Source organism: Arsukibacterium sp. (genome assembly GCF_033722355.1).
Lineage (GTDB): Bacteria > Pseudomonadota > Gammaproteobacteria > Enterobacterales > Alteromonadaceae > Alishewanella.
On sequence record NZ_JAWVZF010000061.1, the window covers coordinates 1 to 15,407 of the forward strand.

A 15,407-nucleotide genomic window follows, 5' to 3' on the forward strand; every position below is an offset into this window, starting at 1 on the left:
GCACCTTCTAAATCAGTACGCTTAATCCGCGAGCCGGTAACTTCAATGCGTTCAACTTTTGCTGCTTCATCTTCTTCAGCTGCAGTAACTGAAGCAGTAAAAGCGGTCGCTGAAACCGCACCAAAGGCGATAGCTAAGCGCACAGCTTTGCTTAATTTATTATTTGTATACATGTATTTCTCCCTGGACCACTATCTCGCTAGTGATTCTATTTTTAACAGTTACCAACCTTTTAAGGCGATTGGCACTCCATTCATCTCGGATATACTCCGATTTGTCGCGTCCTGATAATAAACGGTATTTTTCGGTAGGGTCAACAGCTTTTATTGAACAATTTCACCCGCTCGTGGTCAGCAAGCTGTTTTGCAGCGAATTCATCAGTAATCACCGGCGGCGGCTGTTTACCTGAAAAAGGCGCAAAAGCAGCTTAAATGCCCTGATTCGCCGGCAAATACCGGTATAAAGTGGCTTTAAACCGACGTTTTGCAGATATTGATGTTATATAGTGCTGGTAAATCCGTAATTTATTATTTACACGATGACGATTTTATCGTCAGCCCATTTTTAAACCGGCGCCAGATAAAACAGCATGGCCACCGCTTGGCGGACGTTTTCCTGCTGGAAAATCTGATAAACACCGCTATCGACACTTTGCTATCTGCACCAGAGCTGGTTAGAATCAGCAAACTGTACATCTATACAGGCAACCTTACTGACTGATGGCGACTGAACCCATGCTTTCTGACAAGCTGAAACAACAAATACGGGATGCACAGCAACAGTTAAAAGCGGCCTTACCCCATTATCACAACCGGCCTGGCCAGAACAAACTTATCGCAGAAATGGCGAATATTGTAGCTGGCCAGTATCACCGGCATGACCGGATTGGCCTGATTGAAGCCGGCACCGGCACCGGCAAATCGCTGGCTTACCTGCTGGCGACCCTGCCTGTTGCGCTGAACCAGAAAAAAACTCTGGTTATTGCCACCGCAACGGTTGCCTTACAAGAGCAGCTGATTAACAAAGATATTCCTTTTTTCCGGCAGCACAGTGCTATTGAGTTTGAATATAATCTGGTTAAAGGCCGTTCACGGTATGCCTGTATCGAACGGTTAAAACAACACCTGATACAGCCTGATTTACTGACCAGTGCTGAGCGCAGCCAGGCGGTTATTCTGCAAACGCTTTATCAGGCATGGCAACAGCGCGACTGGCTGGGCGACCGCGACACACTGCCAATCACGGTAGATGATGCACTCTGGCACAGTATCAGCGCGGATCCGTACCATTGCAGTAAACACGATAAACGTCATCATCAGTGTCCGTTTCACCTGGCCCGGGCAGAAATCAGTGACGCTCAGCTGCTGGTGGTAAACCATAGTCTGCTATTAGCTGATTTAGCCGCAGGCAATGCGATTTTGCCCTCCCCCGAAGACTGTATTTATGTTATTGACGAAGCCCATCATCTGCCCGCTTGCGGGCGAGACTACTTCGCCGCTTTTGCCCAGTTAAATCATCCTGCGGTCTGGCTGGATAAACTCGGTGCACTGGCTAATCAGTTAATTCAGAGTCTGCCTGAAACCAGCTTAAAAGATTTACTGAAACTTGACGATCACCGCAATGAATTACTCAGCCTGTTAAAGCCGGTGGAGCGCAGCCTCAATGACTTTCAAAGCCGCTGGTTTAGCAGCCTAGAGCAGACCGATCACCGCTTTGAACATGCCTGCCTGCCCAAACTGTGGCAGCAACAAGCGGAACCTATCGCCAGTTGTGCGCAGAAGACGTTGAACCTGCTGGACAAAATCAGTGCCGCAATAAGCGAGGTTGCGCTAACAGCTGCAAAACGAAAACACCAGAGTAAAGTGGTACAGGAGCTAAGTCAGCTGGCCCAGAAGCTGGAGCAACAGCACGCGTTATGGCAGTTGTATGCCCAACCCCAGCCAGAGCCTGCTTATCAGGCGCGCTGGGTGGTAAGAGATGATCAACAGCAGCTGACAGCGCATGCCAGCCCGCTCAGCGTGGCAGGCACGCTGGAACAGTTATTATTTTCTACAGCCCATGCCTGTATTTTATGTTCTGCCACCCTTACCGTATTAAACTCATTCGACCCTGTTAAATATGAGCTGGGATTAAACGCTCACCCGGGCTTACGAACGCTGCGGGTCGACTCGCCATTTGCTTATCAGCAAAGAGGCGTAATTGTTTTACCGAAAATGCAGCATGAGCCGACAGCCAATGCTTATACCGATGAGCTGATAAGCCTGCTGCCAGCCTATTTGCCTGAACACCAGGGCAGCCTGGTGTTGTTTGCGTCATACTGGCAAATGCAACAGGTTGCCGGGGCGCTGCGCCAAAAAGGGCTGTCTTTACTGGTACAAGGTGAAGCCTCCCGCCAGACACTGCTCAATCAGCATAATGAAAACTGCCAGCACAACAGAACCAGTATCTTATTTGGTACCCAAAGTTTTTCAGAAGGATTGGATTTGCCGGGTAAACTGTTAACTAACCTCGTGATAACCAAACTGCCCTTTGCGGTGCCGACCTCACCACTTGAAGCGGCAATGAGTGAAGCGATTACCCGTAAAGGGGGAAATCCGTTTGTGCAACTGGCGATTCCGGCAACCGCCAGGAAACTGGTGCAGGCTTGTGGTAGACTGCTGCGCCAGGAGCAGGACCAGGGGCGGATTGTGATATTGGACAGGCGACTGGTGACTAAATCGTATGGCAAGGCAATGCTGGATGCCCTGCCTCCTTTCCAGCGCCAGATAGATTATTAATCATCATTTTGTATTAACAGGATAACGCCCGGTGTTTGCTGATCTGCTTCCGACAACTGATTTACTGCTGATCCTCTGTGCTGTGGCCTTTACGGCCGGCTATATCGACGCTATTGCCGGTGGAGGGGGTCTTTTGACGGTGCCGGCACTACTGACCGCTGGCTTGCCGCCGCATCTGGTGCTGGGTACCAATAAACTGGCTGCCACTTTTGGCTCGCTTACCGCCTCATTAACATACTACCGTAAACGACTATTTAACCCGCGCTACTGGCGGCGCAGCCTTGGCTATACCGCGGTGGGCGCCATCATTGGCACTCTGGTGGTCGACCAGCTTAGTACAGAGCTGCTGGATAAGTTATTGCCGTTGTTAGTATTGCTCGCCGCGGTTTATACCCTGTTTAACCGGATTCAACCCGATGACCGGCTGCAGCTCCCTGCCGAAAACAGCAAGTTGTTCTGGCAGCAACGCCTGCAGGGCTTAACGCTTGGCTTCTACGACGGCGTGGCCGGACCCGGCACCGGTGCATTCTGGATGGTATCCAGCATGGCCATGTATAAAATCAACCTGTTGTTGACCAGCGGGGTAGCGAGAACCATGAACTTTGTCAGTAACGGCTTTTCGCTGGTGGCATTTATGGCTCTGGGTCATGTTGATTACCTGTTGGGTATTGCAATGGGGTTATGTCTGATGCTGGGAGCCTTTCTCGGTGCCCATAGCGCGATCCGCTTTGGCAGCAAATTTATCCGGCCCGTATTTATCAGCGTGGTTATTGCGATTGCCCTGCGCTTAGCCTGGCAAGCCTGGAATAACGCATGAGTGCCTTGCAGTTACTGGCCAGCCAACTGAACGAGCTGTATCAGCGGGCATCAGCTATTGACCGTCAACGCCCAGACGGCAAACCCCAGGATTGGTTTGAAAGCGGTTTATTCAGTTGTCATTCGCCCGATTTAGCAGACTATGTGGCAGACGCTAAACGTAACCTCAAGCGGCTGAGTGACAATCAGCCCCCTCTGTCAGCAATCAGTAAGCAGCGTTTAGCAGCGCATATAGCCGCTCAGGTAGAGGCACTTACCCGGGCCTTCCGTAATCTTGACACCCGTAGTAAATTTCAGCGCACTGTCACGCTCAGGCAGCGGCAAGAGACAAAATCCGTTGCAGCTCAGCCAGCCACGGTTAATCTTTACCAGCAACTTACCGAATTTCAGCAGTTTGAGCGTCGTTTACTGGATATGATAGAACACGCTGAACGTTACAGCAGCGATAATGCGAACCGGGTACTGGCGCTGCATGCCAGATTAGGTCGCTGCCGCAAAGCGATAACAGAAGTAGAACAGGCTATATTGCAGCGTGAACGGGAGCTTCCCTGATGACAACAACAATCCCGGGCCTGGTTTATCATTCCTGTTACAGTGAGCTCAGTCTGCCAGAGCGGCATCGCTACCCGATAACTAAATATCAGGCATTGTATCAGACATTGCTTGGCTCCGGATTACCGGAAACCCTTTTCAGCACCCCCCAGCCCATCGCCGCCTGTGAGCTTGAATTAATACACGATAAAACGTATATCGACAGTATCTGCAATGGCACGATCAGCGCCCAGGCGATGCGTCGCATAGGTTTCCCCTGGTCGCAGCCACTGGTTAACCGTTCCCTCATTTCGGTTGCCGGTACCAGGCTATGTGCTCAGCTGGCATTAAGCCGGGGCATAAGCCTGCATTTAAGCGGTGGCTACCACCATGCCCGGCATGCTGAGGGCGCTGGTTTTTGCGTGTTTAATGACCTGGCATTCGCTGCCAAAAGTGTGCTAAGCCAGGGGATCAGCAAAGTGCTTATTTTTGATCTGGATGTGCACCAGGGAGATGGCACTGCCGGCATTTTTGCTAGCGATCCGGCGATTATTACCGCCTCAATTCATTGTGAAAAAAACTTTCCCGCGCGGAAAATATGCTCTGACTGGGATATCGGCTTAGCAAAAGACTGTACCGATGCAGTCTATCTTGAGACTGTACACCAGAGTCTGGAGACCTTACTGAACTGGCACCAGCCCGAACTGGTGCTTTATGATGCCGGCGTGGATATTCATCAGCAAGATGAGCTGGGGCTGCTGGATATCAGCACTGAAGCCCTTTATCAGCGTGACTTACTGGTGTTTAACGCTTGCCGCAGCAGGGGCATTCCGGTTGCGGCAGTCATTGGCGGTGGCTATCAGCGTGACATCACTGCACTGACCCAACTGCATTTGCAGTTATTTAAGGCGGCATTTATTGCCTGCGATTTAACGTTCCGGCCCGAAATAAAAACCTAATTTACGTTTTACCTGCTGTGGCAATACCGGTAAGTCCGCTTTGGGCAATAAAAAGGTTGCCATATTAAATAAATCGGTAAAAATCCGGTTTTTTTCTGTGGTGCGCTTTAAATAGTCATGACCGGAAGAGCCACCTGTTCCAATTTTAGTTCCAAGCATCCGTTGTACCATCATGGCATGCTTATAGCGCCAGATTGTCAGGTTTTCGTCAATTTCGGTCAGGCAGGTCAGCAACTGAAAAGGCAAATTAAACACTGGCTCTTCCTGATAAAGGCTGATAAATAATGCTGACAGCATGGCCTTTTGACTTAGCCGGAAACTCCCCTGCTGCTGTAACTCCTGATATTTATCTTTATTCAGTAGCGCTGCAAACTTAGCGCGGGTTCGCTCAATTTCAGCCAGTTGCAGTTCACGATCCGGCTCAGCAATCTGTAAAATGCCCGCTACTGTGCTGGCATCTTCATTCAGCATCTGCTCGGTTGCGTTGTGATACATCTGCCAGAAGCTGAAATCATCTAACTGTAAAAACGGCATCCGCTCCAGCCATTTCTCAATTCGTTCAAACAGACTCGGTTCCGTTTCCAATGCCTCCAAAAATTGGCGGTCCTGTTCATTTAACCGACTGTAAAATGAGTTTTTATCAAAATCGATCCGGTATTCGCTTTTCAGGCCCAAACCAATTTCCAGCATTTTAAACTGCACACTCTGAAAGCCTGAGGCCGGCACCAGATAGTCCCGAAAAGACATAAAATCCTGCGGTGTCATTGTTTCCATCACCGCGATTTGTTGATTTAACAGCTGTTGAATACTGATCACTCTTTTCAGCTTATGGACAATGCCCGTTAATTGCTGATCTTTAACCTCTGCTTCAGCAAATACTGCCATAACAGCTTTTAACTCATGCAGGATTTGTTTGAACCACAATTCGTAAACCTGATGAACCACAATAAACAAGGTTTCATCATGGGCTTCATTGCCATATTTGCCACTTTCCGGAGTCTGAGCTGTCAGTATTTTATCCAGCTGCAGATAATCACCGTAATAACAGGGAGTGGTATTTTTTTGCATTCAAAGTATCCGCTTGTTCTGACCGGATCATTGTAACAGCCCGCTTGGTTAACTCAATCTTTCTATGGCCTTTTGTCGTTAAGCTGATTATGCTGAGGAATGTTACTGCGCAATTAAAGAGGCAAAATATGAAACTGGACGATGACATCCATAACTATTACGAAAAACTGCTACTGGATCATATTGTTGAATTAAAGCTTAACGAAGTGAAAGACAGCGAATACCTGGCAGATTTATGCTGTATCTCCCTGAATTTGCTGCCTCCACGTTATATTCGTTATGAAGTGGATATGTCATTTTATCTGCCCCAGAGTGAGCGCTTCGAAATGCAGATGAAGGTAAAGGAAGCCGTCAGCAGAGCCAGGCAGTTTCTGGATGACAATAAGTGAAGAAGGCTTCTGACAAAGCTCAGACGCAAGACGCTGGCGGACTGGCCACTGCGCCGGTCCATATCAGACTGGCCGTTGATTTAATTGTGTTACTGGAACAACAGCAAATAGCCGATACTGATATTATGGCAGCGCTGCAAATCGTCATAGCTGATTATCGTAAAAAGCTTGAGGTGGGTGGCAACTCCACCAGCCACATCCCGGCACCTGCATCATAAGCTGTGGCTGCTTCCTTCCGGACCTGACCAGGTTAACTTACTAGCATTGCGAGAGGACCAATGGAGTTACCATTGACTGAATGTCTGGTAACTCCAGAACAACAGGCCCGCATTATGCGCAATGGCCTGGCAGGTTTCAAGTGATTTAGCCGAAACAGCGGTTTAGTGCTTAAACTTTAACCGCTGCCGGCGTTACACAGTGATAACAAGTCAGAAACCCAGTTACTCTGTACTTTGCAGCAAAACCAGATACCGTTTCGCCACGTCGCGTAAACGCTGATAATTATCAGGCCCCAGCCGGATAATCTGTTTTTCCAGGTCGCTGAGCGCTTCGACCTTGGGATCAGCAAAGGTGTAAGCGACTGATTTACGAACCAGGGTAGTATCAACATTACCAGGCTCAATGGCGATAAACTGTTGCAGCGCTTGTTGTAAGCGTTGTTTAAATGTCAGTTCAGGATATCCCAGTTCACTAAACGCCTGTTCGAATAACGGCTGATAACGCTCCAGCACCTGCAAGACCTCGGCAGGCTCAACACTTTCTACCAACCGGATATAAGGTTCAAATCGCTGGTAACTGGCAGGATCTATCTGATAGGTCTGGCTTTTTTCGCCAGGGATAGTCATAAACGGCTGATCCAGCCGGGCGACCACAGGGTGTTTGGCAACCAGCCGGCGCTGAGCCAGATTATCGACCGTTACAACCACATTACGCACCATATGTTCGGTGTTAATTAAGCCTGCTAAGCCGGGCTGCCAGTCCAGCTTTAATATTTCCTGCTTTAGCACAGGGTCAGATTTTTCCAGCGGCGGCAGTGGTTCTGCCACAGGTTCAACGACTTCTGCCACAGGCTCTGAAATGCTGGCAGGCTCAGTAGCGGGGTCGGTTGCAAGTTCATCCAAAGCCGGGGGTACCGGTTGTTCTTCAATAATCTCTGCCCGCGCCGGCAGTGGTGTTTCGGTCATCACATCCTGCTGTGGTTCGCTGTCGGGTTTAAGAAGCAGCCACAATGCCAGTAATATAACAATAATAACTGCAGCCAGACCTGCATAATAAAGCTGTTGTCCACCGCCCGATGGTTGCGCAGTCATAAGTGTCTCCTTGTTAGTAACTTAGTTATACTGCAATATAGCAACAAAGCGCATAAAATTGCAGAAAAGTTCATTATACGATTATGGTAAGACAACGACCGCTTAACGGGAAAAAGACCGCTCTGCTACTAACCGGTGGTGGCGCCCGTGCTGCTTATCAGGTCGGGGTGCTCAAAGCGATAGCTCAGCATTACCCCAGAACCAGTCCTGCGCCGTTTGACATCATAAGTGGGACTTCAGCCGGCGCTATTAACGGTGCCGGTATCGCCTGTTACGCGTCTTGCTTTCATCTTGGCGTTAAAAAAATTGAGTCGGTCTGGCGCCACTTTCATACCAACCAGGTGTATTATTCCGATTATCCGAGAGTATTCTGGCATCTGCTGCAAAATGTATTTGGTGCCTTTCAGGCAGATTATGCCAATAAAAAGCCGGTCAGCGTTTTTGACAATAAACCGTTGAAGCAGTTACTGGGCAGGATCCTCGACTTACAGCGGATTGACCGCAATATTATGGGGGGTTACCTGTCCAGCTTTTCGGTAACGTCTTCCTGCTACAATAATGGCGATTCCATTACATTTTTTCAGTCAGACCATGCAGAAGAATGGCGCCGTGCAAAACGCTGCGGCCAGCGAACCTTACTCGGTGTTCATCACCTGATGGCGTCAGCCGCTATTCCGATTATCTTTCCGTCAGTGCGGATCCATCAGCAATATTTTGGTGATGGCTCTGTTAATCAGCTAGCTCCGCTAAGTGCGCCCATTCATCTTGGTGCCGATAAGATCCTGATTATCGGGGTTGAAGACCCCCGCAGAGAAGAAATCAGCCGGCGTAATCTGCATCACCCGGATTTAGCCACAGTCGCGGGCCATCTGCTGGATACCATATTTACTGATACGCTGAACTCAGATCTCGAGCGAATGGAAAGGGTCAACAAGACTGTTGACACGCTGCGTGCCAATAACATCGAGACCGAACTGAAACCCATCCAGAGCCTGCTGATTAATCCCAGTCAGAATTTTAACCAGCTGGCCAGTGAATATTATCTGTGCTTACCGTTAGCTGTCCGCACACTGCTACGCGGACTCGGCATCCGCCAGCATTCTGATTCCAGTCTCGCCAGTTATTTATTGTTTGAACAAAAGTATACCCGCCGTTTAATAGAGCTGGGTTTTGACGATGGATGTCGGCAAATGGACCACATTGTGCAGTTTCTTGCCGCTGAATCAGAGTAAGACGCCGTCAACGGCTTGACTTCAGGTCGCCTTAAAATTTTAAGCCGTTGTAAAATATACAAATTAACATTTGGCTTGAATTTTGCTTGAACCAGTCATCATCGTATAAGAAGGACTGGTAATGGACAGCGTTATGACCCGGGAGTTAGCACTTGATGTCGCACCAAGTTATGCGGCACTGAATCGATGTCAGCAAACTGACAGCCTGCCTGACTGCAGCGAACAGACCCTGACCAGTCAGCTGCAAACCAGCCTTGATATTCAGCAACAGCTGGACATTTTTTCGATGTATGTCGGGCGTTTGCTGAACATCACCGGCATCCGGCTGAATACCGCTTTTGGTGAGCATAGTGCAGCCGGTTCCAGTAATAGCACTCACACTTATAAAAGCCTGCTGGTACTGAATCAGCAATGTCTGGCAGAGGTGCATTATCACAGTGCTCAACCTTTCAGCCCAATGCAGCAGCGCGATCTGGTCATCCTGGAAAGTGAGTGGCTGTTCGCACTACGCAATGCGCTGGTGGTCGCCCGGTTGCAACAGATGGCTTTGAAAGATCCGCTGACCGCATTAGGAAATCGTCGGTTTTTTGACGACAGCTTTACAAAAGCAATTCAGCTTGCCCGTCGCCGGCAACAACCCTGTGCTTTGCTATTGTTGGATCTGGACAACTTTAAACAGCTGAACGACAACTATGGTCATGCGATGGGAGACGAATTGCTCATCGTCGTTGCTGACTGTATGCGCGAGGCGCTGCGCCAAACCGACAGTTTATTCCGCTTTGGCGGTGATGAGTTTGCGGTAATTCTGGCTGACGACGATGTGGACAGCGCTGATTTGGTTGCCCGCCGCTTGCTAAAAGCGATAAATCAACACCATAAGTGTCAGCAATACGGTATCAGTGCCAGTGCCGGGCTGGCATACCTGCAGCCGCTGCAGACAGCTGAGCAATTTTTTGCGGCTGCAGATCGTGCGCTGTATGAAGCAAAATCCGCGGGCAAAGCGAATTTACGACAGACTGGGCGGGAATTACATAGCGCAGGATCGGCAGTCAGTTTCGCAGCCAGTCAAGCCAGCAGTCCGCCTGTAAATTGCTGATAGCAGAAGCATAACCGGCAACGGCCACCAGTTTATCCTGTTGCATTAACAACGGTATCTGGCTGCGTTGCCAGGGCGGCACCTGCCACAGTTTAAACCATTGCTTAAGGGGCTTATGCTGTGGCTGACCAACCGGTTTAAAGGGCAGACTCAGCTGAGCAAATACAACACTTGATTCTCTGCGGCAGACTGGCAGCCGCCCTGACGCCGGTGTTTTGCAAATCACCAGTTCACCAAGTGCTGAGGGCAAAAGCAGATCCGCCTGCATCTGCCATGATATCCGGCAAGAACTGGCCACTGCCGCTTTATCGCTTATCAGGTACAACCGCTGCTGATATCTTCTTAGCTGATAATCCGCTAACACCAGTTGTGGCATGGCATCCTGGCGAGAATTGATCACTTGCTCTTTTAGCGTCTGTAACCATTGGCTGGATGGGTTGAGTTGAAACCGTGCCAGCCATTGGCGAATAACCAAATCCTGCTGCAACGGCAAATGCTGCTGCAAAGCCATTAAATTCAGCTGCTTACCATCGTCACAGACACAAAGCGCCAGCGCCTGTTCAGTATAGTGACTGATCAGCTGTTGCTGCGAAGCCAGCAGCTGCATACTGCGCTGAGCGGTGTCAGTGAATGCCGGCCAGCGGCTGAGCAGTAAAGGGGCTATTTCATTACGGATATAATTGCGGTCAAACCGGTTATCTGTATTGCTACTGTCCTCGACCCACTTTAACTGATGCTGCTTTGCAAACGTCAGAATATGCTGGCGTGAACAGTTCAGTAAGGGGCGTAGTAAGGTTCCTTTGGCAAAGGGGCGTTGCCGGGACATCCCACTGAGCCCAGCTATTCCGGCGCCACGCTTCAGTGCCAAAAGCAGCGTTTCCAGCTGATCATCAGCATGATGTCCGGTTAGCAACACGGTAGATGCTGAATCAATAAAGGGTGCCAGCGCCCGGTAACGGCCGTCACGCGCTGCCGATTCAAGATTGGCAGCGCTTTCTATCCTGATTTTCCGGCTGACAAAATCGATATTACGCTCGGCACAGGCTTTGGCGCAATGCTCAGCCCAGTGCTGCGCATCAGCATTTAATCCATGGTTAATATAGACAGCCTGCAGCTGACATGGCCTGATTTGGCGGGCCTGATGTAATAATTCCAGTAATACCATTGAATCAAGGCCGCCACTTAGTGCCAGCACCACTTTGCTGGCGCCACAGCTGTCTAGAATTGCTGCAAGTTCTGTTGCACTAATGATTGCCACGGTCAGTTACTCTGGTTAAGGATCTGGCCTGTTAAACCGGGTTTGCCTTCACCGTTATTATCCGGATAAAAAAACCAGCGACAAGCGCTGGTTTTCAGAAAAATGCTGGCAAAACTAGCAATAACCAAAAGACATTAAACGCTTATAACGTTTATCAAGTAAGGTTTTAGTATCCAGCTGCTGCAGTTTTTCCAAATCTTTCAGCAACGTTTTCTTCAACGTCTGGGCCATCTGCTCTGGTGAGCGATGCGCACCACCAAGTGGCTCAGGGATCACTGCATCGATTAAATCAAGCTCTTTCAGGCGCTCTGCCGTTATACCCATTGCATCAGCAGCCAGGGGCGCTTTCTCCGCACTTTTCCACAGAATGGAAGCACACCCCTCCGGTGAAATAACTGAATAAGTGCTAAATTGCAGCATGTTTACCCGATCACCTACGCCGATGGCCAGTGCGCCACCCGAGCCACCTTCACCGATCACAGTACAGATAACCGGTACTTTTAAACCTGCCATCACTTTCAGATTGCGGGCAATAGCTTCAGACTGGCCCCGCTCTTCAGCACCAATACCAGGGTAAGCACCCGGGGTATCAATGAAGGTAATGATAGGCATCTTAAACCGTTCGGCCATTTCCATCAGTCGTAATGCTTTGCGGTATCCTTCCGGCCGTGGCATACCAAAGTTACGACGGATTTTTTCACGGGTATCGCGGCCTTTCTGATGTCCAATAACCATAACGGCTTGTTCACCCAGACGGGCGGTCCCAGCAACGATAGCATTATCGTTAGCGTAGGTACGGTCACCCGCCAGCTCATCAAAATCAGTAAATATCAGTTTCAGGTAATCAAGGGTGTAAGGCCGGCGGGGATGGCGGGCCATTTGTGCTACTTGCCAGGCACCCAGCTCAGAAAATATTTTTTTGGTTAATACCAGGCTTTTTTCTTTTAGTTTGTTGATCTCTTCTTCTAAGCCAAGATCGTAGTCGCCATTACGACTGACGTTACGCAATTCGTCTATTTTTGCTTCAAGTTCAGCAATCGGTTGCTCAAACTCTAAATAATTCAGCATCATCGACTATCACTACCTAATTAATTAAATTCCAGTTCTATTGTTGCTAATTGTTTTAACTGATGCAACAAAGCGTCGGCGGGCGTCACCCACCAGGCTGTCCCTAACTGCAGTGTTACCTGCCCTTCCTGTCGCTGGTACCTGATAGTAACGGGTACCGTTCCGGCCTTAAATTCATCCAGTACCTGCTGTAATCTTTGCAGGTAATTGTGGTCTATTTGCGGCGATTGTACAGTGATATTCAAAGATTTCAGCGATTTTTCCCGCTCAGTTGTGATTTCGCTGACATCGCGGCCCGACATTGTAAGGCCACCATTAAAATCATCAAAGCTGACCTGTCCGGATATCACCAGAATTCGGTCTTTTTGCAGCAGTTCTTCAAATGTTTCCAACTGTTCAGGAAAAAAACGTACATCTAACCGGGCCGATTTATCATCCAGGGTAACAATGGCCCATCGGCGGCCTTTTTTGTTAATCATTACCCGCACTGACACCACGAGTCCGGCAACCCGGACACTCTGATCTTTTTTGGTCGGTTGCAATTCAACCAGCCGGCAGGATACATAGTGACGAATTTCATCGGCATAACGGTTAATCGGATGGCCGGTTAAATACAAACCAAGCGTTTCGCGCTCCCCCTCCAGCCAGACTTCATCGGGCCACGGCGGAACAGACTTAAACGCCGTGGCAGTCTGCTCCGGCTCTGGGCAAAGCAAACCAAATAAATCGTCCTGTCCTACTGCCTGTGCTTTGGCATGCTGCTCAGCCTTTTTCATGGCTTCTTCCAGACTGGCCATTAAGGCTGCCCGGTGGGGGCCCAGCTTATCCATAGCGCCGGATAAAATCAGTTTCTCCATTACCCGCCGGTTTAACCGCTTTAAATCCACCTTAGCGCAAAAATCAAATAAGTCCTGGAAGTTGCCGTGCTGATTTCGTGCCTCAATAATGGCGTCTATCGGGCTTTCTCCTACTCCTTTTATCGCGCCAATCCCGTAAACGATATGGCCCTGCTCGTTAACGGTAAATTTATACTGGCCGCTGTTCACATCCGGCGGGTTCAGTTTCAGCTTCATCCGCTCACATTCATCCACCAATGTGACAATTTTGTCGGTGTTGTCCATATCAGCTGACATCACCGCTGCCATAAACTCGGCCGGAAAGTGTGCCTTCATCCATAGCGTCTGATAAGACACCAGAGCATAGGCAGCAGAGTGCGATTTGTTAAAACCATAGCCGGCGAATTTCTCTACCAAATCAAATATTTTGATTGCCAGTTCCGGATCGATGCCATTTTTCGCTGCGCCTTCCTGAAAAGTGTCCCGCTGCTTGGCCATTTCTTCCGGCTTTTTCTTGCCCATCGCCCGGCGTAATAAGTCAGCGCCACCCAGCGAATAACCTGACAATACCTGAGCAATCTGCATCACCTGCTCCTGATACAGGATAATGCCGTAGGTGGGCTCTAAAATCGGTTTTAAAGACTCATGCTGCCAGGTTGCATCAGGGTAAGATATTTCTTCTCTGCCGCGTTTACGGTCAATAAAGTTATCAACCATGCCTGATTGCAAAGGTCCCGGCCGGAACAACGCCACCAGAGCAATCATGTCTTCAAAGCAATCCGGTTGCAGCCGGCGGATCAGGTCTTTCATACCGCGGGATTCCAGCTGGAATACGGCTGTGGTATCTGCCCGTTGCAGTAAGTCGAAGCTGCGCTTATCAACCAGCGGAATACTGTTAATATCAATCGGCTTACGACCTTCTTTCTGCAGCCGGCTGTTGGCCATATTGACCGCCCACTGCAAAATGGTCAGAGTTCGCAGCCCCAGAAAGTCAAACTTGACTAAACCGGCGTATTCCACATCGTTCTTATCAAACTGGGTAACCGGATTATTCCCCTCATCATCACAATATAATGGCGAGAAGTCAGTAATTTTGGTCGGCGCGATGACAACTCCACCGGCATGCTTGCCGGCATTGCGGGTCACGCCTTCCAGCTGGCGTGCCATATCAATCAGATCTTTGACTTCCTGATCCTGGGCATACAGTTCAGGCAGTCGGGGTTCTTCTTTAAATGCCTGCTCCAGTGTCATGCCCGGCGTTGGCGGAATAAGCTTGGATATACGGTCGACAAAACCATAAGGATGACCCAGCACCCGGCCAACATCGCGAATCACCGCTTTCGCTGCCATAGTACCGAAGGTAATGATTTGTGATACCGCTTCCCGGCCATACATCTCAGCAACGTGATCAATCACTTCATCACGCCGGTCCATACAGAAATCAACATCGAAGTCTGGCATCGATACCCGTTCCGGGTTCAGAAACCGTTCAAACAGCAAATCAAATTCCAGTGGGTCCAGATCGGTGATTTTCAGCGCATATGCAACCAGTGAGCCGGCACCGGAACCCCGGCCCGGGCCTACCGGTATATCGTTATCTTTACTCCACTGAATAAACTCCATCACCACCAGAAAGTAACCCGGAAACCCCATCTGGTTGATTACGTCCAGCTCGATCTGCAACCGCTCATCATAAGCGGGCCGTTTAGCTTGCCGCTCTGTCTCATCCGGAAATAACTGCAGCAGTCGCTGCTCGAGGCCTTCCCGTGATTTGTGCACCAGAAAATCTGCGTCGGTCATACCGCCTGTCGGGAAGGCCGGCAAAAAATACTCACCAAGCCGGATAGTCACATTGCAGCGTCTGGCAATTTCCACACTGTTTTCCAGTGCCTCCGGAATATCGGCAAATAATTCCAGCATTTCCTGCTCAGTTCGCAAATACTGCTGTTCTGAGTAATGCTTTGGCCGGCGTTTATCATCCAGAGTAAAGCCGTCATGAATGGCAACCCTTATCTCATGGGCGGGATAATCACTGGCCTGTAAAAACACCACTTCATTGGTAGCGAC

12 protein-coding genes, 1 other RNA gene and 1 pseudogene are annotated in these 15,407 nt (G+C 49.5%); 8 read left to right on the forward strand and 6 right to left on the reverse strand.

Features of this window, described 5'->3' with window-relative positions; genetic code table 11:
• The first annotated feature begins 719 nt into the window (after nucleotides 1-719).
• Genes dinG through R3177_RS07635 form a run of 4 tightly spaced genes read left to right on the forward strand, consistent with a single transcriptional unit; the run spans nucleotide 720 to nucleotide 5,083 of the window.
• Entirely contained in the window at nucleotides 720-2,777 is a 2,058-nt protein-coding gene (gene dinG / locus R3177_RS07620) for an ATP-dependent DNA helicase DinG (protein WP_318970442.1), read from the forward strand.
• Nucleotides 2,778-2,808: 31 nt separating this feature from the next.
• A complete protein-coding gene (locus tag R3177_RS07625) occupies nucleotides 2,809-3,594 on the forward strand; it encodes a sulfite exporter TauE/SafE family protein (RefSeq protein ID WP_318970443.1) in 786 nt (261 codons plus the stop codon).
• On the forward strand, nucleotides 3,591-4,145 hold the full coding sequence (priC, locus tag R3177_RS07630; protein WP_318970444.1) for a primosomal replication protein PriC: 555 nt from the start codon (nucleotides 3,591-3,593) through the stop codon (nucleotides 4,143-4,145). Before R3177_RS07625 ends, priC begins: the two co-directional genes overlap by 4 nt.
• Nucleotides 4,145-5,083: a histone deacetylase gene (locus tag R3177_RS07635; protein ID WP_318970445.1), complete on the forward strand. Its 939-nt coding sequence runs from the start codon at nucleotides 4,145-4,147 to the stop codon at nucleotides 5,081-5,083. The genes priC and R3177_RS07635 overlap by 1 nt, the downstream gene beginning before the upstream one ends.
• On the opposite strand, the gene R3177_RS07640 is transcribed toward R3177_RS07635, so the two are convergent.
• Nucleotides 5,054-6,151 (reverse strand): tryptophan 2,3-dioxygenase family protein, encoded by a 1,098-nt coding sequence (locus R3177_RS07640; RefSeq protein WP_318970446.1) that lies wholly within the window; start codon nucleotides 6,149-6,151, stop codon nucleotides 5,054-5,056. The genes R3177_RS07635 and R3177_RS07640 overlap by 30 nt on opposite strands.
• A gap of 128 nt (nucleotides 6,152-6,279) precedes the next feature.
• Between R3177_RS07640 and R3177_RS07645 the strand changes: the two genes are divergently transcribed.
• Nucleotides 6,280-6,540, forward strand: coding sequence for a late competence development ComFB family protein (locus tag R3177_RS07645; protein WP_318970447.1), 261 nt, complete (start codon nucleotides 6,280-6,282; stop codon nucleotides 6,538-6,540).
• A pseudogene (locus R3177_RS14820) lies at nucleotides 6,537-6,695 on the forward strand (DUF2496 domain-containing protein); the annotation flags it as partial. The gene R3177_RS07645 and the pseudogene R3177_RS14820, both read left to right, overlap by 4 nt.
• A 29-nt stretch (nucleotides 6,696-6,724) precedes the next feature.
• Here the strand turns inward: R3177_RS14820 and ffs are convergent.
• An RNA gene (ffs, locus tag R3177_RS07650) (signal recognition particle sRNA small type) lies at nucleotides 6,725-6,821 on the reverse strand.
• Nucleotides 6,822-6,980: 159 nt separating this feature from the next.
• Nucleotides 6,981-7,850, reverse strand: a complete 870-nt coding sequence (locus R3177_RS07655) for a DUF3014 domain-containing protein (protein ID WP_318970448.1) — start codon at nucleotides 7,848-7,850, stop codon at nucleotides 6,981-6,983.
• A gap of 83 nt (nucleotides 7,851-7,933) precedes the next feature.
• Here R3177_RS07655 and R3177_RS07660 point away from each other — a divergent pair, with 83 nt between their 5' ends.
• Nucleotides 7,934-9,082 (forward strand): patatin-like phospholipase family protein, encoded by a 1,149-nt coding sequence (locus tag R3177_RS07660; RefSeq protein ID WP_318970449.1) that lies wholly within the window; start codon nucleotides 7,934-7,936, stop codon nucleotides 9,080-9,082.
• A 121-nt stretch (nucleotides 9,083-9,203) separates the two neighbouring features.
• Nucleotides 9,204-10,178: a GGDEF domain-containing protein gene (locus R3177_RS07665; RefSeq protein WP_318970450.1), complete on the forward strand. Its 975-nt coding sequence runs from the start codon at nucleotides 9,204-9,206 to the stop codon at nucleotides 10,176-10,178.
• Here the strand turns inward: R3177_RS07665 and tilS are convergent.
• The 3 genes from tilS to dnaE form a co-directional block, all read right to left on the reverse strand.
• Entirely contained in the window at nucleotides 10,132-11,436 is a 1,305-nt protein-coding gene (gene tilS / locus R3177_RS07670) for a tRNA lysidine(34) synthetase TilS (RefSeq protein WP_318970451.1), read from the reverse strand. The two genes, R3177_RS07665 and tilS, sit on opposite strands and share 47 nt — an antisense overlap.
• 114 nt (nucleotides 11,437-11,550) lie before the next feature.
• The gene (accA, locus tag R3177_RS07675; RefSeq protein WP_318970452.1) at nucleotides 11,551-12,507 is read right to left on the reverse strand and encodes an acetyl-CoA carboxylase carboxyl transferase subunit alpha; all 957 of its coding nucleotides are present in this window, start codon (nucleotides 12,505-12,507) and stop codon (nucleotides 11,551-11,553) included.
• Nucleotides 12,508-12,524: 17 nt separating this feature from the next.
• The coding region (dnaE, locus tag R3177_RS07680) for a DNA polymerase III subunit alpha (RefSeq protein WP_318970453.1) at nucleotides 12,525-15,407 on the reverse strand (2,883 nt) is incomplete at its 5' end.